Source organism: Aliidongia sp. (assembly GCF_035943795.1).
GTDB lineage: Bacteria > Pseudomonadota > Alphaproteobacteria > ATCC43930 > CGMCC-115725 > Aliidongia.
In genome coordinates this window covers 14550-36963 of the sequence record NZ_DASZBY010000048.1, presented here as the reverse complement: position 1 = coordinate 36963, position 22414 = coordinate 14550, and the positions used below count along the sequence as shown (strand labels likewise).

Here is a 22414-nt window from a genome sequence, read left to right as displayed (position 1 = left end):
TGCAATGTGAAGAAGCCGGGACGCCGGAGGTCATTCCGCAGACTTCCGCGGATTTCAGCGGTTCGCGCTTTGCCTACGCTTTCGTGAACAATGAAGCGGCCGACACTGCGACGAAAGCGCGCACCCCGTCCTGGCGATGGGGCGAAGTCAGGCTCGCGGAGCGTGCTTCGACAGGATGCGTTGCAGGGTCCGGCGATGCATCTTCAGCCGCCGGGCGGTTTCGGACACGTTGCGGTCGCACTGCTCGAACACCCGCTGGATATGCTCCCAGCGCACCCGATCGGCCGACATCGGGTTCTCCGGCGGCGGCGGCAGGGAGGATCCGCGCGTCAGCAGCGCCCGCTCGACCGCATCGGCATCCGCCGGCTTCGACAGATAGTCGATGGCGCCCGCCTTCACGGCGGCGACCGCCGTCGCGATATTGCCGTATCCGGTCAGCATCACGATGCGGGCGGCGGGCCGGACCTTGCGAATGGCGCCGACGACGTCGAGCCCGTTGCCGTCGCCCAACCGCAGGTCGACCACCGCGAAGGCCGGCGGGTTCTCCTCGGCCTTGGCCATGCCTTCCTTGATGCTTTCGGCCGTCGAGACCAGAAAGCCGCGGCGCTCCATGGCGCGGGCCAGCCGCTGGCAGAGCGGCGTGTCGTCATCGACGATCAGCAGGCTGCGCTCGGCATCGGGCAGGCCGTCGAGCGCTACGAGATCGAGGTCCGCCGGCGGCGGAGCATCGGGCGTCTGGATGTGAGCGTCGATCATGGTCGAACGAATTCCTCAAGCTCTTCGAGGGTCCGGCACGGACCCCCGGCCCAACAAGTCCGCTCAGGCGACCGGCACGGCCAGGCCGGCGACGGTCACCAGGGCCCGGCGGGGCCAGCGCACCCGCACCACGGCACCGCCTTCGGCGCCGTTGGCGAAATGCAGCTTGGCGCCGGTCCGCCGGAGCAGCGTTTCGGCGATGAAGATCCCGAGCCCCATGTGCTCGGCATCTTCGTCCCGTCCCGATAAATAGGGTTCTCCCAGCCGAGACAAGACCTGAGTCGGAAATCCAGGGCCATCGTCGCTGACCGTCACGGTCACCCAATGCAGGTCCCACTGGGTCCGGACCACGACCTCGGCGATGGCGAACTGGACCGCATTCTGCACCAGATTGCCCAGCCCGTGCATGATCTCGGGACTACGTGCGACGAGGGGTTGATCCTCAGGGTTTCCCTCGACTTTTTGGGTAAGTGACGAATACGGAACCCGGTAGGGTTCGCCGGCCGCCTCGACCAGGGCCGACAGCGGCAGGCGGTCGTAGGGTGTGCCCCCATCGGCCTCGCGCTTTTGGGCCAGTTCCTGGAGGATGGTGCGACATCTTGCCGTCTCGCTCAGTAGCAGCCGTGCGTCCTCGGCCAGCGGCCCATCGGCCGGCAAGTCGCGCGCCAACTCCTTGGCGATGACCGCGATCGTGCCGAGCGGGCTGCCCAGCTCGTGGGCGGCAGCGGCGGCGAGCGCACCCACCGCGGAGATGCGCTGCTCCCGGGCCAGCGCCAGCTGGGTCGCGGCATAGGCGTCGCTGATCCGCCGGCCTTCCTCGGTCACGCTCCAGGTATAGGCGGCGATGAACAGAGTCGAGAGCGTGAGGGCCAGCCAGACCGCAAGCACGTAGAGCAGGGGGAATTCGAGCTGGTCCTCGTCCCACGGCAGCGGCAGGTGCCAGATCGCGAGAATGGTGGCGACGCCGACCGTCAGCATCGACAGGATCATGACGCTGCGCCGGGACAGGATGGTGGCGCCCACCGTGACCGGGGCCAGCACCAGCAGCGAAAACGGGTTCTGCAGGCCGCCGGTCAGATAGAGCAGGGCGCCCAGCTGCACCACGTCGTAGGCCAGGTACATCATGGCATCGCGGTCGCCCAGCCGCAGCGATCCGGTGCGCTGCAGCTGGTTGGCGAGATTGATCACGGCTGAGGTCGCGACGACGCCGAGGGCGATTTCCAGCGGCAGGGTGAAACCCAGCGCCAAATGGACGACCAGCAGGGTGACCGCCTGGCCAGCGACCGCGATCCAGCGGATCCAGATCAGCGTGCGCAGGCTGACGCGGCCCCGCTCGGTTCGGGCCGGCGCCTCGTCGGCATCCATTTCGGCGATCGTCTGGACGGTCATCCGCCGGCCATGGGTGCCATCGGGCGAAGACTGAACAATGGCACCTCCAGGCTCGTTTCCGGTGCCAAACCCCGGCGTTACGGATAGACCATATGGATCGTCAGTGCGGCGTCATCAATGCCGACGTCGAACGCGCAGGATTCGAAGCTCGGCGCCGTCAGGAACGGCCTGATGTCGTTGGAGAAGGCGTAGCCTTCCTCCGGATAGCCGATGAAATTGAAGTCCATTTCGCCATTGTCGTTCTCGTCGTGGAAGGTCGCGATGGCATAGCGGCCGGGCGTGACATCATGCAGCGTCACGTTGATCTGCCCCGCCGCCGCCACGCCGATGTTCTGCAGCGATTTCTGGTCGTCGAGCCAGGTTTCCCGGCTGCCCCACAAGGTAACATAGACCTTGCCATCGGCGCTGTGGATCTGGTCGACCGTGATCGTGACTTCGGCCGCGCCGGCACCTTTGCCGGTCGCCAGCACCAGAAGACCGAGGAACAGTGCCAGCCGGCCCAAGATCAGGCCGACCTGCCGCTGACCTTGGCCGCGTCGAACGTCGCCATGCCGGTGTGGCAGGCGATCGCCGCCTTCAGCACCTGGATCGCGAGCGTGGCGCCCGAGCCTTCGCCCAGCCGCATGCCCAGGTCCAGGATCGGCTCCTTGCCCAGCAGCTTCAGCAGGCGGGAATGGCCGGGTTCGGGCGAGCGATGGCCGACGACGCAATGGTCGAGCGCCCGGCGGTCGGCCGCGAACAGCACGGCGGCGGCGGCGGTGCAGGCAAAGCCGTCGAGCACGACCGGGACGCGGGCCAGCCGGGCCGCGATGATCGCGCCGACGATCGCTGCCAGTTCGTTGCCGCCGACGGTCCGCAACACCTCGAACGGGTCGGTCATCGCGGCCTTGTTGGCGGCCACGCCGTCCGCGACCGCGGCGACCTTGCGGGCCAGCGCCTCGCCCTCGACGCCGGTGCCGGGGCCGACCCAATCCTGCGCCTCGCCACCGAACAGGCCGAGGCAAAGCGCTGCCGCGACGGTCGAATTGCCGATGCCCATCTCGCCCAGCGCCAGCAGGTCCACGCCCGGCTCCACCGCCATCATGCCGTAGGCAATGGCCCGCGCCGTCGCCTCTTCGGACATCGCGGGGCCCTGGGTGAAGTCCTGGGTCGGCTGGTCGAGCGCCATTTCATAGACGCGCAGGTCGCCGTCGACCGCGGCGCACAGCTGGTTGACCGCGGCCCCGCCGGCGATGAAATTCCCGACCATCTGCGCCGTGACGGCGGCCGGATAGGCCGACACGCCGCGCGCGGCCACGCCATGGTTGCCGGCGAACACGGCGGTGCGCGGGTGGTTGATCACCGGCGGGTGCTTGGTCTGCCAGGTGGACAGCCATTGGGTCAGCTCCTCGAGCCGGCCCAGTGCGCCCGCGGGTTTGGTCAAGGTCCGTTCGCGCAGGATGGCCGCCGTGCCGGATTCGAGATCGGGTCCGGGCAGCTCGCGCAGCAGGGCACGGATCTCGTTCAAGGTCGCGGCGGGCTTCGCGCTGGTCGCCATCGGTGTCACTCGTGCTAATCATGAAGGGCGATCCGGCCTTATCATGGCGCCGTCGCCGCCGTCCATGCTTGTCCAATGCCGACCCGAACGAGGGAGCCATGTCGAATCCATCCAGCGCGCCTCGGTTCGGACCGGTGGAACAACTGGCCCTGGGCCTCGTTTTCCTGACGCGCCTGCCGATCCGGCTGCAGGGTGCGCTGCCGGGCGACGCCGTAGCGCGGGCGGCCTGGAGCTTTCCGATTGCCGGCGCCCTGGTGGCACTGGCGGGCGCCGCCGCCGCGATCGCGGCCGATGCCCTGGGCCTGCCGCCGCTTGCCTCCGCCCTGTTGGCGCTGGCGGGGACCATGGCCATGACCGGCGCGCTGCACGAGGACGGCCTCGCCGATACCGCCGACGGGTTGGGCGGCGGCCGGACGCGCGAGCAGAAGCTGGAGATCATGAAGGACAGCCGGATCGGCTCCTATGGCGTGCTGGCGCTGGTCGTCGGTGTCGGCCTGCGAACGGCGGCGCTGGGCGCCCTGGTGCAGGACACCCGCCTGCACCTGCTGGGCGCGCTGGTCGCGGCCCATGCCGGATCGCGCGCACTGTTGCCGCTGCTGATGCGCGCGCTGCCGCCGGTCCGGCCGGGCGGTCTCGCGGCCTCGGTCGGCGTACCGTCCTCGCTCTCGTCGATCGCGGCCCTGGTGCTGGGCACGGCGGCGGTGTTCTGGGGCCTGGGCGATCGGCTGGGACTGGTCGGTTTCGTCGCAGCGGCGCTGGGCATGGTTGCGGTCGGCGCCCTTGCCCGCCGCCAACTCGGCGGCTACACCGGGGATGTGCTGGGTGCGGCCCAGCAAGTCGGCGAAATCACCCTGCTGCTCGTCGCCGTCGCCCAATTTCCGATCCCGTTCTGAACCGTTGCCCGAGGAACTCGTCATGAGCAATGCCGCCAGCCCGGACAGCGTCCGCTCCACGAACCGGACGACGCGCTGGTGGTGGGTGCGCCACGCGCCGGTCGTGGTCAATGATGGGCGCTGCTATGGCCAAACCGATCATCCCTGCAACACCGAGGATCCGGCGGCCTATCGGCGCCTGACCCAGATCCTGCCGCGCGAGGCCGCCTGGGTCACCAGCACCCTGCGGCGCACCCACGAGACCGCCGCCGCGATCGTCGCCGCCGGCCTGCCGGGGCCGTCGGCCTTTCCCGGCCTCGACGTGACGGTCGAGGCCGACTTGGCTGAGCAGCATTTCGGCGATTGGCAGGGCCGGACCTACGTCAGTCTGGCCGAGGAACAGGCCGACGCCTATCACCGTTTCTGGCTGGCGCCCGCAGTCGAGCGGCCGCCGGGCGGCGAGAGCTTCGTCGATCTGATGGCCCGGGTCGCGCCGACGATCCGCCGGCTGAACGAGCGTTTCGTCGGCCGCGACATCATCGCCGTCGCCCATGGCGGCACTATCCGCGCCGCCATCGCGCTGGCGCTCGACCTCGCTCCCGAGGCGGCGCTCGCCTTCGCCGTTGACAATGTCTCGGTCACGCGGCTCGATCATTTCCCGAGCGATGCCGGGGGTCGGGGCAACGAATGGCGGGTCAATTTCACCAACCAGCCGCCGCGTTGAACGGGTGACCGACAAGCCGATCTTCGACGAGAGCTTCCGGGCGCGCCTGGCCGACCTGATCGCCTGGCGCCGAGACGTGCGGGCGTTCCGTTCGACGCCGGTGCCGGTGGGCACGTTCGAGCGCCTGGTCTCGCTCGCCTGCCTGGCACCGTCGGTCGGCCTGTCCCAGCCCTGGCGCTTCGTCCGGGTCGCCGATCCCGCGCGTCGTACCGCCGTCAGGGCGAATTTCGAGCGCTGCAACGCCGCGGCACTCGCCGCCCAGGACGGCGAGCGGGCGAAGGCCTATGCCACGCTGAAGCTCGCAGGCTTCGACCAGGCGCCGGAGCAGTTCGCCGTCTTCACCGATCGCTCGACGGAACAGGGGCACGGCCTCGGCCGGCACACCATGCCCGAGATGGCGGATTATTCGACGGTGGCCGCGGTCTTCACCGTCTGGCTCGCGGCCCGGGCCGAGGGGCTGGGTCTGGGCTGGGTCTCGATCCTCGACCCGGCCGAGGTGACGGCGGCCTTGGAAGTCCCGTCCGACTGGCGGTTCGTCGGTTATTTCTGCCTGGGCTACCCGGAGCAGGAAGACGACGTGCCGGCGCTGGAACGCGCCGCCTGGGAGCGCCGCCGCGAGGTGCAGCGCTTCATTTTCGAACGATGAGGCATGAGCCATGAAAATCGACGAGATCCCGTTCGGCACGACCGACTGGTCGGGGGTGTCGCCGACTGAGCATCCGGGCGAAACCGGCGTGGCGCTGTGGCGTACTCGCCAGTTCGGGCCGATCCGTGTGCGCATGGTGGAGTATTCGCCGGGCTACCTGGCCGACCATTGGTGCAGCAAGGGCCATATCCTGCTGGTGCTCGAGGGCGAGTTGGAGACCGAATTGGCCGACGGACGGCGCTTCACACTGACGCCCGGCCAATCCTATCAGGTCGCCGACGCGGCCGAGCCGCATCGGTCCGCGACTGCCGTCGGCGCCAAGCTGTTCATCGTCGACTAGATGCCGAAGCGATAGCGGTTGTTCATCGGGGATCGCGCTGCGTCGGCAGCGACGGGGCGGTGCCGGCCTGCGGTCGACGAGAGCTCAAGCCAGGATCGGCAGGGCCGCCAGGCCGGCCGCCGCCAGGAATACCGGCCAGGCCAGGTGACGCCCGCGGCTCATGGCGAGCACGATCAGGCCCGACACGGCGAGCGTCGCGGAAATCGCCGTGAGCGCCGCCGGCAACGCCGGAACCGCCAGCGCGCAGGCCGCGAGGATGGCGGCCATGCCCCACCAGGCGATGCTGGTCAGATGCCAGGCGAAGCGCAGAATGCCGCGCGCGAACGCGCTTTTCGCCAGCAGGCCGGTCCGGCTTTCGGGCGCCAGCAACGGACCGATGATGCGTGCCTCGCCCAATCCGGAATGGACGATCCCCAGCAGAACGGTCAGGCCGGCCGATACCAGCAGCGCGATTTCCATGATCTCGTCTCCATACGGATACGTATGGTGCATTTTCGACCCATGGCTTGAGTAAGTCAATACGCTACCGTATGGTCGAACTTTCACGCACCAATCCATTCGTCCCAGCGTCGCCGAGGTTTGCATCGCGTGCGACGAGGAACTGCACCTGCTGCACGGGCTCAGGTTCGGCCTAAGGAAGATGGAACGAAAGCGCCGCCCAGATGGCAGCGATGCCGGCGAAAAGGCCTGCGATCAAGGTCTACACTGGAACAGGGAGTGGCAGATCAGCATGACAGGATGCATGGTGCCCTGCCGCCAGGCATATTCCGCCATCGCGAGGAAGATCGCAGGAATCGTCATTATGGCCGCCACCGCGATTCTGCGGATCGACGTCGGGCTCGGCCTGGTCGCAGGGGCTTCGCCGGTCATCGAAAAGTGCTCGTCAAGGGTGTACCGCCCATCGGCCGATCATGCCACAACCGCGATGCGCCATCCCATTCCTGGCCTTCAATCAGCCGCCGCGGCTTCCCACGGCAGCAGATCCTCGATCGTGACCTTCAGCGCCCGGGCGAGCTTCGCCATGGCGTCGATGGAGCCGGGTTTCTTGCCGCCCTCGATCTCGCTCAGGTAGGTGACCGAAACCTCGGCAGCAGCAGCGAGCGCACCCTGGTTCATGCCCCGGTGCAGACGCCACACCCGGATCGGGCTTTCGCCCGCCATCATGCGCTCGACCAGCTCGACGGGCAGGGCATTGGCGCGTGCCGCCTCAGGGCCAAGCAGCTCCTCGCGGGCTCGGTGGAGCGCCACTGCCGCCATGTCCTCGGCGTCCTCGACGCGATCAAGCAGAGCCTCATAGTCGGCCCGGCTCAGGGTGACGGTTTTGCTCATTTGTACACCTCTTTTCGATTGCCAATCTTCACCACGGTGACCGTCACCGTCTTGCCGTCGACCACGCAGACCGCGCGCCAGTCGCCATGCCGCACCCGCGTGCCGCCCCCGGTCAGGGCCTTGGCGAACGAGTGGCTGGTGAAAGGCGAAGCGGCGAACTGCTTCAGCTTGCCGAGCAACGCCTCAGCGTCGTGCTTCGACATCGGGCGGAGGCTCTTGAGAGCGGCGGGGGTGAAGACCAGTTCCATGAGCAGATATTCGCTGATAGCGAAATTCGTGTCAATAATAAATGTTCGCTGATAGCGAATGTGACGCGCGACCTTTAAGAGCGGATATTGACAGTCCATTGACGAAAGCGGACGTAGATCTATGGAAGATCGTCTGACCGCGCAGGACTGGCTGACGGCGGCGCTGGGTGCGCTTGCCCGCGATGGGGTCGCGGCCGTGCGGGTGGAGCCGCTGGCGAAGCGGCTGGGCGTCACCAAGGGCAGCTTCTATTGGCATTTCGCCGATCGCCCGGCCCTGCTGGCGGCCGTGCTGGAGGAATGGGAGCGACGGGCGACCGACGCGATCATCGTCGCGGTCGACACGCTCGGCGGCGATGCGGCGGCGCGTCTGGCCAACCTGTTCCGCATCACCGCCGGGGCCGACGGCCGGCTCGAAAACGCAGTCCGGAACTGGGCCGTCGGCGATGCCGCGGTGGCAGAGCTTCAGTCACGGGTCGACGACCGTCGGCGCGCGTACCTGGACGCGCTGTTCAGGGCCCTCGGCTTCGCCGCGGCGGAAGCCGCTGCGCGGACGCACATCGCCTACCAGGTAGTCATCGGCGGTTTCATCATCGCCTCGGGGCGCTCGGCGGGCGAACGCCGCGCCGATGCCGATCTGCTCTGCCGGCTTCTGGTGCAGCGCTCGATGTCTAGGACGCCATGAAGCGGCGCAGCGCGCCCAGCCATTTCGCGAAGCCTTCCTCGGCGAAATAGCGCGTCCAATGATCCCGTTCATCCTGGTCGCAGTCGAACGTCGCCGACCAGTCGACGAAGGCCTCGTCGGTCTCTGCCACAGACAGGACCCGGATCGTGGCCTGGTAGTTGCGCACCGCCAGCGGCGACGGTTCGCAAACGGCATAGGTATAAGACCGGTCGAGGTCGGAATGGGCGAGCAGAACCTGCCGGATCGTACGGTCACCGGTGACGACGCGGCGGATCGCACCGATCTGGTCGCCGAGCTTGCCGTCCTCGATGACGGTCTCGCCCGGCACGCCGGCCCAGGCGTAATGGTCGAACGGGCGGATGACGGACCAAACCGTGCCGGCGGCATGAGGCAGGACGAGGCTGTAAGTCGATCTGGCCATCTTGCGGTCTCCTAGGATGCAACGAAAATGGAGGCTACGGCGGGCCGGGTGGCGCTGCGCCCCGCTTCTTGCGGTCGAACTCTGGCGAGGCCGGTGACGACGCATGCAGCGGAGGGTGCGGTATGCTAGGGGAGGGGGCATGACTTCCCTGCACCGAACCACCCTGGTCCTGGGCGGCGCGCGCTCCGGCAAAAGTGCTTATGCCGAGGGCCTGATCCGTGCGGCCGGCGGGCCGGCGATCTACCTGGCGACCGCCGAGGCCGGCGACGGCGAGATGGCGGCGCGCATCGCCCATCACCGGGCGTCGCGCGGGGCCGGCTGGCAGACGATCGAGGAACCGCTCGACCTGGCGGGCACGCTGCGGCGTGTGGCGGCACCCGACCGGCCGGTGCTGGTCGATTGCCTGACCCTGTGGCTGTCCAACCTGATGCATGCCGGGTGCGACATCGCAGCCGAGACGGCGACGCTCGCGGCCTGCCTCCCCGAGATCGCGGGGCCGGTGGTGCTGGTTTCCAACGAGGTCGGCCAGGGCATCGTGCCCGACAATGCCCTGGCGCGCGCATTTCGCGACCACGCGGGCCGGTTGCATCAAGCGGTCGCGACCGTCGCCGATCAGGTCGTCTTCGTCGTGGCCGGTCTGCCGATGGTGCTGAAATCGCCCGGAAAACCTCTTGTCAAGTGATCTTCATGGCCTGTGCAACTGATTCGAAAATTCCGCGTTAGCAAGCACGAGACACCAGCCGCCAAGGGCGGTATGAAGAACCTATCGAGAGGAACGTTGCGATGTTGAATGTCTGGAAGCGCGCTTTCTGCGCCGTTGCTGCGCTTGGCTTTATGACGGCGACGGCTTCGTCCGCGCTGGCGGCAAGCGATCAGCAGGATCTGGTCGAGCATGCCCGCATCACGCTCGATGATCTGCACAAGGACAAGGAGTTCGGCAATGGTGCCGAGCTGCTGCGCCGCGCCCGCGGCGTGATGATCGTCCCGTCACTGATCAAGGGCGGCTTCTTCCTGGGCGGTGAGGGCGGCACGGGCGTGTTGCTGACCCGTGGTGCGAACCACGATTGGAGCTACCCGGCATTCTACACGCTGGCCTCGGCCTCGTTCGGCCTGCAGATCGGTGGCGAAGAAGCCGAACTGATCGTGTTCGCGCTCACCGAAAAGGGCTTGCAGGCCTTCATGCGTGATCAGTTCAAGATCGGCGCCCAGGCCGGGCTCGCCGTCGTGACCCTGGGTTCGACCGCCGAAGCGTCGACGACCAGCGCACTCAACGCCGACCTGGTCGTCTGGTCGTCGTCGTCGGGCGCCTACGCCGGCCTGACGCTCAACGGCTCGATTATCAAGCCGCGCGATAGCTGGAACCAGGCCTATTATGGCCATGCCATCTCGCCGGCCAGCATCGTCAACAAGCGTGCCGTCAAGAATGCCGGCGCCGATGGCCTGCGGACGACGCTTGCCAACCAAAGCTGATCCACCGCCAGACGCGACCCTGCCGCGCCGGACGCCGGCCCTGATGTTCCAGGGTACCGGGTCCGACGTCGGCAAGTCGCTCCTCGTTGCCGGCCTGGGCCGCGCCTTCATCAGGCGCGGCCTTCGCGTTTTACCGTTCAAGCCGCAGAACATGTCGAACAATGCCGCCGTGACGGCCGACGGCGGCGAGATCGGCCGGGCCCAGGCGCTGCAGGCCCGCGCCTGCCGGGTCGAACCCCGGGTCGACATGAACCCGGTGTTGCTCAAACCCCATTCCGAGACCGGCGCGCAGATCATCGTCCAGGGGCGCGTCTGGCGCGATGCCGAGGCGCGGCGCTACCAGGCGCTGAAGCCCGAGCTGCTGCCCTTCGTGCTCGAAAGTTTCGAGCGCCTGTCGGCCGATGCCGATCTCGTGCTGATCGAAGGGGCCGGCAGCCCGGCCGAGGTCAATCTCCGCGCCGGCGACATCGCGAACATGGGCTTCGCCGAGGCGGCCGACGTGCCGGTCGTGCTGATCGGCGACATCGACCGCGGCGGCGTCATCGCCTCGATCGTGGGCACCCAGGCTCTGCTCGAGCCGGCGGAACGCGCGCGGCTCAAGGGCTATCTCATCAATAAATTCCGCGGCGACGTCAGCCTGTTCGGCTCGGCGGTCGAGATCCTGAAGGCGCGCACCGGGCTCGATTGCCTGGGCATCGTGCCGTTCTGGGGCGAGGCCGCCCGGTTGCCGGCCGAGGACGCGGTGGCGCTCGACCGTTCGCTGGGCCAGCGCGGCGGCGGCACCTACCGCATCGTCGTGCCGCGCCTGCCGAACATCTCGAATTTCGACGACCTGGATCCGCTGTCGGCCGAACCCGGCGTCTCGGTCGAGTTCGTGGCACCGGGCCGGCCGCTGCCGCGCGACGCGGATCTGGTGCTGCTGCCGGGATCCAAGGCGACCCGGGCCGATCTGGCGGCCCTGCGCGCCCAGGGCTGGGACATCGACTTGCTGGCCCATACCCGCGCCGGCGGCCGGGTGCTCGGCCTGTGCGGCGGCTATCAGATACTGGGCCGCACCGTGGCCGATCCCGACGGGGTGGAAGGCGAGCCGGGCGAGAGCATCGGCCTCGGCCTGCTGGACATCGCGACCGTGCTGGGCGCCGACAAGCGCCTGGCGCGGGTCGATGCGCGGGACGGCTTGTCCGGCGAGCAGATCCACGGCTACGAGATCCACATGGGCGACAGCGAAGGAAGCGACCGCGCCCGGCCGTTCCTGGTGCTCGATGGCCGAAACGAGGGCGCCGTTTCAGCCGACGGCCGCGTCGCCGGCTGCTACCTGCACGGCCTGTTCACGGCCGACGGCTGGCGGGCGAAGTTCCTGGAAGGCCTGGGCGCCTCCGCCGATGCGGCGCTGGGCTTCGAGGCGATGGTCGATCGCACGCTCGACCGCTTGGCCGATCATCTGGAAACGGTTATCGATCTCGACCGCCTGCTGGCGATCGCCCGGGCGCGGTGACCAGGAAAGACCATACCTGACACGCTGCTGTCAGGAACTGCGGGCTACTCTATGCCCGGACGACAAAACAACATCAGGGGAAACCTCGGCATGAGCGGCATCGTTTTTTACCATTCGCCCAACACCAGGTCCGGCGGCACACGCGTGCTGCTCGAGGAATTGGGCGCGCCCTACGAGCTCAAAGTGCTCAACATGAAGGCGGGCGAGCAGCGCGAGCCGGGTTACCTGGCGATCAACCCGATGGGCAAGGTGCCGGCGATCGTTCACGGCGGCTCCCTCGTCACCGAACAGGTCGCGATATACCTCTACCTGGCCGACCTGTTTCCGGATGCCGGTCTGGCGCCGGGACTGGGCGATCCGCTGCGCGGCTCCTACCTGCGCTGGATGGTCTATTACGGATCCTGCTTCGAGCCGGCGGTCGTCGACAAGTCGTTGAAACGCGAGCCGGCACCGCCGCAGATGTGCCCTTATGGCGATTTCGACACGATGCTGAAGACCCTGGTCGACCAGCTGGCGATCGGCCCTTACATGCTGGGCGAGCGGTTCACGGCCGTCGACGTGCTGTGGGGCGGGGCGCTGACCTGGATGACGGCGTTCAAGCTGGTGCCCGACCTGCCGGAGATCATGGCCTATATCGGCCGGATCAACGCCCGGCCGGCCGTCGTCAAGGTGAAGGCGCTCGACGCGGAACTGGCGGCCGGCCAGGCGGCCTGATCAGGCCGCCAGCGCCAGGGCGGCCACGCCCAGCACCAGTACCTGGATCAGGCAGGCGGCCTGGAACACGCGCAGGGCCGCGCGCATGTCCGCCACCGTGGCGCGTGCGCGGCCGTCGCCCATCCAGGGATCGGTAACGGTAATGTCGCCGTAGCGGCGGGGGCCGGCGAGCGCCAGATCGAGCGCGCCGGCCATCGCGGCCTCGGGCCAGCCGGCATTGGGCGAGCGGTGCTTGCCGGCATCGCGCAGCATGGTGCGCAACGCCTTGATCGGCGCGCCGTGCGGCACGAACAGGGCGGCGGTGCCGACCAGCACGCCGGCGAACCGGGCGGGGATCAGGTTCAGCAGGTCGTCGAACCGGGCGGATGCCCAGCCGAAGGCGAGGTGTCGCGGCGTCTTATGGCCGATCATGCTGTCGAGCGTATTCACGGTCTTGTAGACGATCAGGCCGGGCAGGCCGGCCAGCAGGTAGAACAGGACCGGCGCCACCACCCCGTCGGAGAAATTCTCGGCCAGGGATTCGATGCCGGCGCGGGCCACGCCATGGGCATCGAGGCTCGCCGGATCGCGCCCGACGATATGGCTGACCGCGACCCGTCCGGCGATCAGCCCGTCCTGGTCCAGCGCCCGCATGACCCGGGCGACATGATCATACAGGCTGCGCTGGGCGACCAGGATGGCCACGACCAGCAGTTCGAGCGCACCGCCCCAGGGCGCCATCCGCACGGCGACGAAGCTCAGCGCCACACCGACCAACGCCGCCATGGCGACCAGGGCGATCAGCGTGACGACGCCGCGGATGCGCCGTGCCCGTGCGCTGCGTTGCTCGCGATTGAGGCGCCGGTCGAATAGGGCTATGGCTCTGCCGATCAGCACGACCGGATGCGGCACATAGCTGAATACGGCCGGGACGTCGCCGATCAGCCAATCGAGGCCGAGCGCCAGCATGAGGATGACCAGGCGGTCGACCGTCTGGCCGGGCAGGAACAGGAGCAGTCCGGAATGAGGCATCGCGGGCGGAGCATGACGACCAGCGGGCCGCCGGGTCAATGACGTCGGACGGCTTCCTGCTGTGCGGCCACGGCAGCCGCGATCCGGTCAGCGTCGCGGGCTTCGCCCGGATCGCCCGAGGCCTGGCGCCGCTGTTGCCCGGGCGACCGTTCGCCCACGGCTTCATGGAATTGGCCGAGCCCGACCTCGACACGGCGATCGGCGGCCTGGTCAGGGACGGCGTCGGCCGTATCCTGGCGGTGCCGGGGTTCCTGTTCGCCGCGCGCCACATGCGCGAGGACCTGCCGCGTGAGTTGGCTGCTGCCAGCGCGCGGCATGGCGTCGAGGTCGTCCTGGGGCGCGAATTGGGCGCCGATCCCAGGCTGGTCGAAGCGCTGGGCGACCGGCTCTCGGCCCTCATTCCTGCGCAGGCGGGGATCCAGGATCCGAGGGACCCGGACGTTGCCCTGGAGTCCCGCGGGCGCGGGAATGACGGGGAGGGGATGGCGCTGGTCCTGGTGGGCGCCGGCAGCAGCGACCCGGACACCAACGCCGGCTTGTGCGGCCTCTGCGATGAACTGGGCCGGATCCATGGCCTTGCCGCGATCGCCTGCTACGCCTCGGTTGCCACGCCCACCGTCGCGCAGGCGATCGAGACGATGCTGGACCAGGGCCACCGCCGCATCTTGCTGCTGCCCTGGTTCCTGACCGAGGGCAGCCTGCTGGGCCTGGCCCGGACCCAGGCGCGCGCGGCGGTCGGCGATCGGGCCGTGCTGCTCGAGGCAGCGGCGCTCGGCCCCCATCCGCGCGTGCTGGCGACCTTGGCCGACCGGGCAAAAGAACTCGCGCGATAGCTGTCGGGATCGGTCGTCTCGAAACGTCCTTGGTTCGAAGCGCCAAAGGAGAGTGTCGTGAGAGAGCTGATCTTGAAGATGTTCATGTCCCTCGACGGGTTCGTGGGCACTATGGATGACGACCACTCGTGGATGATCCATCCGGACCCCGTCGCGAAGGCCTGGGGCGTTGAGAGGGCGTGGAACGCCAGCCTGCATGTCATGGGCAGCCGCACGTTCCAGAGTATGGCCGGCTATTGGCCGACCGCGACCGACGAGTACGCCGCCCCGATGAACCAGATTCCCAAGGCTGTCTTTTCCAGACGCGGACCGGCGATCCTCGAAGCGGCCCGCGTGGTTCAGGACAAGCCCGACGCCCTTCAACTCTGCGCTGAAAGCTGGGCGCAGGCCTATGTGGCGAGCGGCGATCTGGTCGCCGAGGTCGCCAGGTTGAAGGCACAGGACGGCAAGCCGATGTACGCCCACGGCGGCGCGTCTTTCGCTCGCAGCCTCATCGTCCATGGCCTGGTCGACCAGTTCGACCTGGTGATCCATCCGGTCGCGCTGGGCCAGGGCGTTCCGATCTTTACCGAGCTGTCCCACCCCCGGCGCCTGACCCTGGTCAGCTCGACGGCTTTTCCGAAAGGCTCCATCGCACAGATCTATCGACCTGCCTGAACGCGCGTTCCCGGCTGCGGGTCAGTGCCGGTCCTGGGACGAGCGTCCGATTTGGGCGCTCGTCCGCGAAGCGGGTTCGTTCTGCCTCCCCGTCCGGCCGCGACCCCGATCGGGTTTCGATCCGAAGCCGCCTTGCCTTCGACCCGCGCTTGCGCGTAAGCCTGCACCCCGTGAGATCACATGATTCCTACGGGCTCGGCGCCCAGCTCGATCATCTGGCCGAGGGGCGGCGTCCCTGGCTTCTGCTGCTTCTCTTGTCCCTGGCACTCTACCTGCCGGGGCTCGCCAGCCTGCCGCCGGTCGACCGGGACGAGGCCCGCTACATCCAGGCGACGCGGCAGATGCTGGAGACCGGCGATTTCCTGCGCATCCGCTACCAGGACGAGGCCCGCAACAAAAAGCCGGCCGGCGTCTATTGGCTGCAGGCGGCCGCCGTCGGCGCACTCAGCAAGGCAAGTTCGACCGCGGTCTGGCCCTATCGGCTGGTCTCGATGCTGGGGGCCATCGGCGCGGTGCTGCTGACCTTCCTGTTCGGTCAGCAGATCTTCGACCGGCGCACCGCCCTGGTCGGTGCCGGCCTGCTCGCCGGCTGCCTCGACCTTGTGTTCGAGGCCCATGTCGCGACCACGGATGCGGTGCTGCTGGCGACGGCGGTTGCGGCCCAGGGCGCGCTCGCCTCGGCCTATCTCATGCCGCGGCGGGGCGACCGGTTCGGGCCGGGGCTTGCGGCCCTGTTCTGGATCGCCCAGGCGCTGGCGATCCTGATCAAGGGGCCGGTCGTGCCGGCGTTTTCGCTGCTGACCGTGCTGGCACTGGTCATCGCCGATCGGCGGGGCGCCTGGCTCAAGGCGCTGCGCCCGCTGTGGGGCGTGCCGCTGATGCTGGTGATCGTTTTGCCCTGGCTGGTCGCCATCGAAATCGCGACCCAGGGCCAGTTCCTGAACGAGGCGGTCGGCCACGACCTGCTGGGCAAGGTCGCCGGCGCGCAGGAGGCCCATGGCGCGCCGCCCGGCTATTACCTGGCGCTGCTGCCGGTGACTTTCTGGCCCGGGACCCTGTTCCTGGGCTTCGGGGCGGTCTGGGCATGGCGCAACCGCCGCCTGCCGGCCGCGCGCTTCCTCCTGGCCTGGACCATCCCGTCCTGGATCCTGCTCGAAGCGGTGCCGACCAAGCTGCCGCATTATGTCGTGCCGCTCTACCCGGCTCTGGCGTTGCTCGCCGCCAAAGGGCTGATCGCCGCCGCCGAAGAAGGCATGGCGGTGCGCCGCTGGGCCAGTTGGCTGCCGGCCGCGCTGTGGGCGCTGGTCGGCTTGGCGCTCGCCGGCGGCCTGGTCGCGATGCCGCTGCTGCTTGGCCATCGCGCTTCGTTCGGTTCCGGCATCGGCGCCGCGGCCGTGCTGGCGGCGGCTTGGCATTTCCTGGGCCGGGAGCGGGCGCGGGCCAGCCTGGCCAACGCCGGCGTCGCGATGATCGCCGGTCTCCTGGTCATGGCAACGGCCTTCGCCCTGGTGCTGCCCGACGTCAACGCGATCTGGCTCAGCCGCTCGGCCGCCTATCTGGTCGCGACCGAGCGCCTGCCGGACGAGCGGGTCGTGTCGACCGGCTATACCGAGCCCAGCCTGGTCTTCCTGCTCGGCACCGATACGAAACTGCTGGCGCCGGCCCAGGCGGCGGCGGCTCTCATTGACGGCCAAGCCAAGCTGGCGCTCGTGGCCGACCGGCAGGAGCCGGATTTTGCCGCCGCGCTCAAGGCATCCGGCCGGACCGGCCGTCCGTTCGGCGCGGTCCGCGGCTTCGATTATTCCAACGGCCGCTGGATGACGCTGCGGCTGTATCGGCTGGCGCCTGCGGCTCCCTGACCACGGAAAATTGCCGCGGCGACCCAGCGTTAAGCGAAGCGTAAGGCCTGCCTCGCGAGGGTGACGGCTCCCAATGCGCGAGGAGGCGCCCCCTCGGATGTGTTCCCGCTTCCGCCTATTGCCCCTTCTGGCGGTGATCGTCGCCCTCACGGCCTCGCCGGTGCAGGCGGCCGAATCCGTGCAACTCGTGTCGACCGAATATCCGCCCTATATGGGGGCGGCCCTGCCGAACGGCGGTATCACCGTCGACATCGTCACCCGCGCGTTCCGGCGCGCCGGCTACGAGCCGACCGTGACCTTCCGCCCGTGGGCGCGTGCGCTCGACGAGGCGAGGGACGGGCAATATGACGGGGTCGTCTTCGTCTGGCGCAACGCCGAGCGCGAGAAGTGGCTCGCCTTCTCCGGACCGCTGCCGACGAACCAGATCGGCCTCTACAAGCTGAAGGCCGACCGGATCGTCTTTCGAACGCTCGCCGATCTCGCGCCCTACTCGATCGGCGTCGGGCGCGGCTACGTCAATCCGCCGGCGTTCGAGGCCGCGGGCCTGCAGACCCAGAGTGCGCTCGATGACGAGGAAAACCTGCGCAAGCTCGATGCCCACCGGGTCGACATGGTGCTGATCGACCGGGGCGTCGCGGCCTATCTGCTGGGCGGCAGCCTCGCCAAATTCGCGGGCGAGATGGAATGGGTCGATCCGCCGATCGAAGAGCAGGTCCAATACCTGGGCATGCCGCTCGCGCGCGCCGGCTATCAAGTCAAGCTCGACGCGTTCAATCGGGCGCTCGCCTCGCTCCATGCCGACGGCACGGTGAAGGCGCTGGAGGCCGAACTGGGATATTAGACCGGCGTCTCGGTCAGGACGCGCCGGCCTGCTTCAAGGCCTGGACGACCTGGGCCTGGCGGCGATCGGTCGCGAAATCGAGCGCGGAGCGGCCGGTATAGTCGCGCAGGTCGATCTTGGCGTGGCGGCTGATCAGCAGGCGCACGACACTGACGTTGCCGTTCGCCGCGGCCATCATCAGCGGCGTGGTGCCGCGCTGGTCCGTCACGTCGATCGCAGCGCCGCCGTCGAGCAGCGCCTTCACCACTTCCGGCGCGTCCTTCTGCACCGCCCAGTGCAGCGGCACCCGATTGTCCCGGTCGCGGATCGTGGTGCGGGCACCGCCCTGCACCAGCAGCTTCACCATGGCCTCGTTTTCGGCGATCGCGGCCCAGGTGAGGGCCGTGCGATCCATGTCGTCCTGATGGTTCAACTCGTCGCCGCGCACGACCTGCTGGCGCAGGCTTTCCAGGTCGCCGGCCTGGACGGCCTTGGTGACGTTCAGATAGCCGCCGGTCAGGTCCAGCCCGAAGTCCGCGCGGGCCGGTCCGGCGGCCAGGGCAAGAAGGACGCTCGCCGACAGGGCCAGGCGCGATAGAGGGCGTTGCGACATAAAAACGGGCTCCAGGGAAACGGGAATTCGCCGCGCGACAGCCTACGGGGCCATCCCCCGCTTGACCAGCGGTCGGCCGCTGAGATCTTGTGCCACAGCCCCGCAGAATCCACCTCTTGCAATCCGACGCAGGCTGGGGAAGCTGATTTCAGCCCATCGAGAGATATCGGATCGCCCATGGACCGCGTGCCTTTCGCATTTCCCGACTTCGCGCCGGGCTCGGTCTGGCTGGTCGGCGCCGGTCCCGGCGATCCCGGCCTGTTGACGTTGCTGGGCCGCTACGCGCTTGAGACGGCCGATGCGATCGTCTACGACGCGCTGATCGATGCGCGCCTGCTCGATTTCACCCGGACGGACGCGGTCCTGGAATATGCCGGCAAGCGCGGCGGCAGACCGTCGCCGACCCAGCCCGACATTTCCAAGCGCCTGGTCGAACTGGCGCGGGCGGGCCACCGGGTGGTCCGCCTGAAGGGCGGCGATCCCTTCGTGTTCGGTCGTGGTGGCGAGGAAGCGCTGGCCCTGGCTGGAGCTTCCGTGCCGTTCCGGATCGTGCCGGGCGTCACCGCCGGGATCGGCGGTCTCGCCTATGCCGGCATTCCTGTGACCCATCGCGATACCAACCAGGTGCTGGCGCTGGTTACCGGTCATGATGCGCAAGGGCTGCTGCCCGAGGGCATCGACTGGGCAGCACTCGCCCGTGCGGCGCCGATCCTCGTATTCTACATGGCTTTTCGTCAATTGGGCGCGATCGCGGCACGGTTGGTGGCCGAGGGGCGTTCACCCGATGAACCGGTCGCGATCGTCAGCAAGGCGACGCGGGCCGACCAGCAGGTGCTGGTCGCGACGCTCGCCACCGCCGCCGACGCGGTCGCCGCTTCGGCGATCGAACCGCCGGCCATCGTCGTGGTCGGCCCGGTCGTCCAATATCGGGACGCGCTCGATTGGCTGGGCCGTCTCGGCCCATAGACCTGACATATAGCGGAGCGGCAAAGCATGGCGACGAAGCGCGATCCGACGAAACTCCGCGGCGAAATCCTGCGCAACGCCAAGGAGCGCACGGTCATCGAGGACCGCTGGGAAGTGGTTGGCGACGCCAGCCCGCCCAAGACGAGGAAGCGCGGCTATAAATACGTCGATGAGCTGGCGCGGCTGCAATTCGAACTGATCAAGCTGCAGGAATGGGTCAAGATCGAGGGCCTGAAGGTCTGCGTGCTGTTCGAGGGTCGCGATGCGGCCGGCAAGGGCGGCGTCATCAAGCGCATCACCGAAAGCCTCAATCCACGGACCTGCCGGGTCGTGGCGCTGGGCACGCCGACCGAGCGCGAGCGCAGCCAGTGGTATTTCCAGCGGTATGTCGCCCAATTGCCGGCGGCGGGCGAGGTCGTGCTGTTCGACCGCAGCTGGTACAACCGTGCCGGTGTCGAACACGTCATGGGCTTCTGCTCCGACGCGGAATACGAGGAGTTTTTGCGCGCCTGCCCCCTGTTCGAAGAGATGCTGATCAAGTCCGGCATCCATCTCGTCAAATACTGGTTCTCGGTCAGCGACGAAGAGCAGGAGGCCCGCTTCGTCGAACGCATGCACAATCCGATCAAACGCTGGAAACTGTCGCCGATGGATGTGGAATCGCGCGGCCGGTGGGTCGATTATTCCAAGGCCAAGGACCGGATGCTGGAACATACCGATACCAAGCTCGCGCCCTGGAACATCGTGAATGCCGATCAGAAGAAGCGGGCACGGCTCAATTGCATCGCCCATCTGCTGCGCCAGATCCCCTACAAGGATCTGGAGCCGATCGAGATGGCCTTGCCGCCGCGCCAGCCGGACACGGATTACGTGCGACCGAAGAAATCGAGCCAGCATTGGGTGACGGAGCTCTATTGAGCCTGCCCCGGATTGTGCCGCACCGGAAACTGCTCTAAAGCGGTTGCCGGCAGGTGCCGCGAATGAGAAAATTGCCGAGGCTGCCCAGCGCGGCGGAGACGGGAGGCTGATGGTGACGGATCTCAGTGGCACCATCACGAAGGCGCGGACCGACGCCACGGTCCTGGACGATCCGGAGGATCTGGAGGATCTCGCGATCTTCCACTGGATGGGCCACCATGCGCTGGCCCATCGTTCCGGGCTCAGCCATTTCGTCATCGGGTCGGAGCCGTTGCCGCCGCGGTGGCAGGCGCGGACGAAGAGCTTCGTCTCGGTGGCCGATGCCACGGAATTCCTCCATCCGCTGGCCGTCGGCCATGGCGATCGCCAGGCGCTGCAGACCCTGACGCTGCTGCTGACCCGCGCTGGAACGGCGCCCCAGGGCCATGCGGCGGCGAACGACATTCTGGCCGCGGGCGCGGCGGCGCTGGTCGCGCGCACCTTGTGGGCGTTGCCCATCAAGCGGATGCCCAGCAAGATCGGCAAGGCGGATGCGACCGTCTACACGACGCTCAACGGCACATACGGCACCAAGATCAACTTCGCGTTCCTGGGCGAATGGGAAGGCGGGCAGTATCTGCGCGGCTATGTACCGTTCGACAAGAAGGGCGTCACCGCGGGCCAGAGCGGCATGACCATCGCGACCGGCTTCGACATCGGGCAGATCAACGAAAAGGAACTGCAGAAATACGGCCTGCCGGCGAACGTTGTGAAGGAGTGCAAGCCGTTCACGAGCCACAAGTTCGGCGGCATGACCAAGGTCCAGGTCGCGAAATGGGTGTTGAGCACGGCGCCCGTCCCCGTCGTGACCAAGGCGGAGGCCGACCAGATCGACCTGGCGGTGCACGGCCAGAAGCTCGCCTCGGCGATCAAGTCGTGGGACGGTTCGCCGCGCAAGCCGGGCGTGCCGACTTTCGTCGGCCTGCCGGTAACGTGGCAGACCGTGCTGTTCTCCCGGACGTTCCACCAGGGCGAGGGCATGCCCCATACGTCGCTGGCGAAGCCGTTCTACGGCGCCGCGACCAGCGGCAAATGGAAGGACGCGGTCACGGCACTGCGCAACTATGCCGTCACTCCGGAATGGTACAAGGCGCGTGTCCGGAAAGAGGCCGATTTTCTCGAGACCGACATGCCGGCCGAAATCCCGGATCCCCGCGCGAAAGCTACCAAGTGACCCGGCATCTCGTCTTGTCGCTGGGCCTGCTGATGGTCGCGGCCCCCTCGCTCGCTCGGGCCGAGGGCATCGATTGCGGCAAGGCCAAGGTGCCGGTCGATCGGGCGATCTGCGCCGATCCGACCGTGAAGGCGCTCGACGGCAAGGTCGCCCGGCAATATGCCAAGGTGCGCGCGCTGATCGATGACGATGCGGTCGGCAAGGATTTCGTGGCGCGGCAACGGGCCTGGATCGCGGCGCGCGATGCCGCCTGTCCGGATGCGCAGGCAGCATGCCTCGGTCAGCGCTATGCCGAACGGCTCGACGATCTGACGGCACTCGCGGCGGCGACCGACAGCCGGTCTCCCGTCCTGAAGGCGGCCGATGCCGTCATTCTCCAGGGCCAATGGAAGGCGACCGGCTACCTGACGCCGGACGGGCCGGTCGAGCGCGTCGACAATATGGCGGTCGGCTGGGGCCTGCCCGAGCTCGATCGCACGATCATCGGCCGGCCGGGTACGCTGTGCACGCAGAAGGACCAGAGCGCCAAGCCCTATTGCGCGTCCTTCGGTCTGCAGAAGACCACGCTCGCCGCCATCCCGGGCGGGGACAAGATGGCGGCCGGGCTGACGCTGCCGCCCACGACCACCGCATTCGTGATGGCGGGCGGCGTCAACCCCAGCGACCTGCTGATCCCGTTGGCCGACGGCAGCCTGCTCGCCGAATTCAAAGCCTGCCGGGACGCGGCCTTGCAGGATTGCCATTTCGCCTACCAAGTCTGGAAGCCTGTTTCGGATGACGCGCGTCTGTCGGTGCACTGACCGGCTTCTCGAGCCCCGGTGATTTAATTAGTCAGACCTTTGGGCGGTATTTGGGAAAATATTTCGTTTCCACGGATTCGAGGGTGCTCCCGGGGCGACAC

The 22414-nt window shown here is 68.1% G+C and carries 28 protein-coding genes; 17 read left to right on the top strand and 11 right to left on the bottom strand.

Going from position 1 to position 22414, the window contains the following annotated elements; translation table 11 throughout:
* Window positions 1–147 precede the first annotated feature (147 nt).
* From VGV37_RS08135 to cobT, 4 genes are all read right to left on the bottom strand, one after another.
* Entirely contained in the window at window positions 148–756 is a 609-nt protein-coding gene (locus VGV37_RS08135; RefSeq protein ID WP_326879149.1) for an ActR/PrrA/RegA family redox response regulator transcription factor, read from the bottom strand.
* Window positions 757–819: 63 nt separating this feature from the next.
* Window positions 820–2145 carry an ActS/PrrB/RegB family redox-sensitive histidine kinase gene (locus VGV37_RS08130; protein ID WP_326879148.1) on the bottom strand — a complete coding sequence of 442 codons (1326 nt, stop codon included), beginning with the start codon at window positions 2143–2145 and terminating at the stop codon, window positions 820–822.
* A gap of 77 nt (window positions 2146–2222) precedes the next feature.
* Window positions 2223–2648 carry a DUF2141 domain-containing protein gene (locus VGV37_RS08125; RefSeq protein WP_326879147.1) on the bottom strand — a complete coding sequence of 142 codons (426 nt, stop codon included), beginning with the start codon at window positions 2646–2648 and terminating at the stop codon, window positions 2223–2225.
* Between the two features lie 2 nt (window positions 2649–2650).
* Window positions 2651–3682, bottom strand: a complete 1032-nt coding sequence (cobT, locus tag VGV37_RS08120; protein WP_326879146.1) for a nicotinate-nucleotide--dimethylbenzimidazole phosphoribosyltransferase — start codon at window positions 3680–3682, stop codon at window positions 2651–2653.
* Window positions 3683–3780: 98 nt separating this feature from the next.
* On the opposite strand from cobT, the gene cobS reads away from it, so the two are divergent.
* The 4 genes from cobS to VGV37_RS08100 are packed head-to-tail and all read left to right on the top strand — an operon-like array spanning window position 3781 to window position 6264.
* Entirely contained in the window at window positions 3781–4575 is a 795-nt protein-coding gene (gene cobS, locus VGV37_RS08115; protein ID WP_326879145.1) for an adenosylcobinamide-GDP ribazoletransferase, read from the top strand.
* 22 nt (window positions 4576–4597) lie between these two features.
* Window positions 4598–5278, top strand: a complete 681-nt coding sequence (locus tag VGV37_RS08110; protein WP_326879144.1) for a histidine phosphatase family protein — start codon at window positions 4598–4600, stop codon at window positions 5276–5278.
* Between the two features lie 4 nt (window positions 5279–5282).
* Window positions 5283–5924: a 5,6-dimethylbenzimidazole synthase gene (bluB, locus tag VGV37_RS08105; protein ID WP_326879143.1), complete on the top strand. Its 642-nt coding sequence runs from the start codon at window positions 5283–5285 to the stop codon at window positions 5922–5924.
* A gap of 10 nt (window positions 5925–5934) precedes the next feature.
* Window positions 5935–6264 (top strand): DHCW motif cupin fold protein, encoded by a 330-nt coding sequence (locus VGV37_RS08100; RefSeq protein ID WP_326879142.1) that lies wholly within the window; start codon window positions 5935–5937, stop codon window positions 6262–6264.
* Between the two features lie 84 nt (window positions 6265–6348).
* Here the strand turns inward: VGV37_RS08100 and VGV37_RS08095 are convergent, their stop codons facing one another.
* The 4 genes from VGV37_RS08095 to VGV37_RS08080 all read right to left on the bottom strand — a co-directional run bounded on the left by VGV37_RS08095 (window position 6349) and on the right by VGV37_RS08080 (window position 7841).
* Entirely contained in the window at window positions 6349–6723 is a 375-nt protein-coding gene (locus tag VGV37_RS08095) for a hypothetical protein (RefSeq protein WP_326879141.1), read from the bottom strand.
* A gap of 234 nt (window positions 6724–6957) precedes the next feature.
* Window positions 6958–7134, bottom strand: coding sequence for a hypothetical protein (locus VGV37_RS08090; protein ID WP_326879140.1), 177 nt, complete (start codon window positions 7132–7134; stop codon window positions 6958–6960).
* Window positions 7135–7212: 78 nt separating this feature from the next.
* On the bottom strand, window positions 7213–7593 hold the full coding sequence (locus tag VGV37_RS08085) for a helix-turn-helix transcriptional regulator (protein ID WP_326879139.1): 381 nt from the start codon (window positions 7591–7593) through the stop codon (window positions 7213–7215).
* Window positions 7590–7841: a type II toxin-antitoxin system RelE/ParE family toxin gene (locus tag VGV37_RS08080; RefSeq protein WP_326879138.1), complete on the bottom strand. Its 252-nt coding sequence runs from the start codon at window positions 7839–7841 to the stop codon at window positions 7590–7592. The genes VGV37_RS08085 and VGV37_RS08080 overlap by 4 nt, the downstream gene beginning before the upstream one ends.
* Before the next feature lie 121 nt (window positions 7842–7962).
* On the opposite strand from VGV37_RS08080, the gene VGV37_RS08075 reads away from it, so the two are divergent.
* Window positions 7963–8523: a TetR/AcrR family transcriptional regulator gene (locus VGV37_RS08075; RefSeq protein WP_326879137.1), complete on the top strand. Its 561-nt coding sequence runs from the start codon at window positions 7963–7965 to the stop codon at window positions 8521–8523.
* Here VGV37_RS08075 and VGV37_RS08070 read toward each other — a convergent pair.
* On the bottom strand, window positions 8510–8944 hold the full coding sequence (locus VGV37_RS08070) for an SRPBCC family protein (protein ID WP_326879136.1): 435 nt from the start codon (window positions 8942–8944) through the stop codon (window positions 8510–8512). The two genes, VGV37_RS08075 and VGV37_RS08070, sit on opposite strands and share 14 nt — an antisense overlap.
* Before the next feature lie 139 nt (window positions 8945–9083).
* Between VGV37_RS08070 and cobU the strand changes: the two genes are divergently transcribed.
* The 4 genes from cobU (at window position 9084) to VGV37_RS08050 (ending at window position 12623) form a co-directional block, all read left to right on the top strand.
* Window positions 9084–9626, top strand: coding sequence for a bifunctional adenosylcobinamide kinase/adenosylcobinamide-phosphate guanylyltransferase (gene cobU, locus VGV37_RS08065; protein WP_326879135.1), 543 nt, complete (start codon window positions 9084–9086; stop codon window positions 9624–9626).
* Between the two features lie 101 nt (window positions 9627–9727).
* Entirely contained in the window at window positions 9728–10414 is a 687-nt protein-coding gene (locus VGV37_RS08060) for a lipid-binding SYLF domain-containing protein (protein ID WP_326879134.1), read from the top strand.
* A gap of 43 nt (window positions 10415–10457) precedes the next feature.
* The gene (locus VGV37_RS08055) at window positions 10458–11909 is read left to right on the top strand and encodes a cobyric acid synthase (RefSeq protein ID WP_326879169.1); all 1452 of its coding nucleotides are present in this window, start codon (window positions 10458–10460) and stop codon (window positions 11907–11909) included.
* A gap of 90 nt (window positions 11910–11999) precedes the next feature.
* A complete protein-coding gene (locus VGV37_RS08050; RefSeq protein ID WP_326879133.1) occupies window positions 12000–12623 on the top strand; it encodes a glutathione S-transferase family protein in 624 nt (207 codons plus the stop codon).
* On the opposite strand, the gene cbiB is transcribed toward VGV37_RS08050, so the two are convergent.
* Window positions 12624–13634 (bottom strand): adenosylcobinamide-phosphate synthase CbiB, encoded by a 1011-nt coding sequence (cbiB, locus tag VGV37_RS08045; protein WP_326879132.1) that lies wholly within the window; start codon window positions 13632–13634, stop codon window positions 12624–12626.
* Window positions 13635–13672: 38 nt separating this feature from the next.
* On the opposite strand from cbiB, the gene VGV37_RS08040 reads away from it, so the two are divergent.
* The 4 genes from VGV37_RS08040 to VGV37_RS08025 all read left to right on the top strand — a co-directional run bounded on the left by VGV37_RS08040 (window position 13673) and on the right by VGV37_RS08025 (window position 17824).
* Window positions 13673–14467 (top strand): sirohydrochlorin chelatase, encoded by a 795-nt coding sequence (locus VGV37_RS08040; protein ID WP_326879131.1) that lies wholly within the window; start codon window positions 13673–13675, stop codon window positions 14465–14467.
* A 57-nt stretch (window positions 14468–14524) separates the two neighbouring features.
* Window positions 14525–15124: a dihydrofolate reductase family protein gene (locus tag VGV37_RS08035; protein ID WP_326879130.1), complete on the top strand. Its 600-nt coding sequence runs from the start codon at window positions 14525–14527 to the stop codon at window positions 15122–15124.
* A 170-nt stretch (window positions 15125–15294) separates the two neighbouring features.
* On the top strand, window positions 15295–16983 hold the full coding sequence (locus VGV37_RS08030) for a glycosyltransferase family 39 protein (protein WP_326879129.1): 1689 nt from the start codon (window positions 15295–15297) through the stop codon (window positions 16981–16983).
* Between the two features lie 97 nt (window positions 16984–17080).
* On the top strand, window positions 17081–17824 hold the full coding sequence (locus VGV37_RS08025; protein ID WP_326879128.1) for a substrate-binding periplasmic protein: 744 nt from the start codon (window positions 17081–17083) through the stop codon (window positions 17822–17824).
* A gap of 13 nt (window positions 17825–17837) precedes the next feature.
* Here the strand turns inward: VGV37_RS08025 and VGV37_RS08020 are convergent, their stop codons facing one another.
* Window positions 17838–18416 carry an ankyrin repeat domain-containing protein gene (locus VGV37_RS08020; protein WP_326879127.1) on the bottom strand — a complete coding sequence of 193 codons (579 nt, stop codon included), beginning with the start codon at window positions 18414–18416 and terminating at the stop codon, window positions 17838–17840.
* Window positions 18417–18593: 177 nt separating this feature from the next.
* On the opposite strand from VGV37_RS08020, the gene cobA reads away from it, so the two are divergent.
* From cobA to VGV37_RS08000, 4 genes are all read left to right on the top strand, one after another.
* A complete protein-coding gene (gene cobA, locus VGV37_RS08015; RefSeq protein ID WP_326879126.1) occupies window positions 18594–19382 on the top strand; it encodes a uroporphyrinogen-III C-methyltransferase in 789 nt (262 codons plus the stop codon).
* 27 nt (window positions 19383–19409) lie between these two features.
* Complete coding sequence (gene ppk2 / locus VGV37_RS08010; RefSeq protein ID WP_326879125.1) at window positions 19410–20300, top strand: polyphosphate kinase 2; 891 nt, start codon at window positions 19410–19412, stop codon at window positions 20298–20300.
* A gap of 109 nt (window positions 20301–20409) precedes the next feature.
* Complete coding sequence (locus VGV37_RS08005) at window positions 20410–21513, top strand: pesticin C-terminus-like muramidase (RefSeq protein ID WP_326879124.1); 1104 nt, start codon at window positions 20410–20412, stop codon at window positions 21511–21513.
* On the top strand, window positions 21510–22313 hold the full coding sequence (locus VGV37_RS08000) for a lysozyme inhibitor LprI family protein (protein ID WP_326879123.1): 804 nt from the start codon (window positions 21510–21512) through the stop codon (window positions 22311–22313). Before VGV37_RS08005 ends, VGV37_RS08000 begins: the two co-directional genes overlap by 4 nt.
* The last annotated feature ends 101 nt before the right edge of the window (window positions 22314–22414 follow it).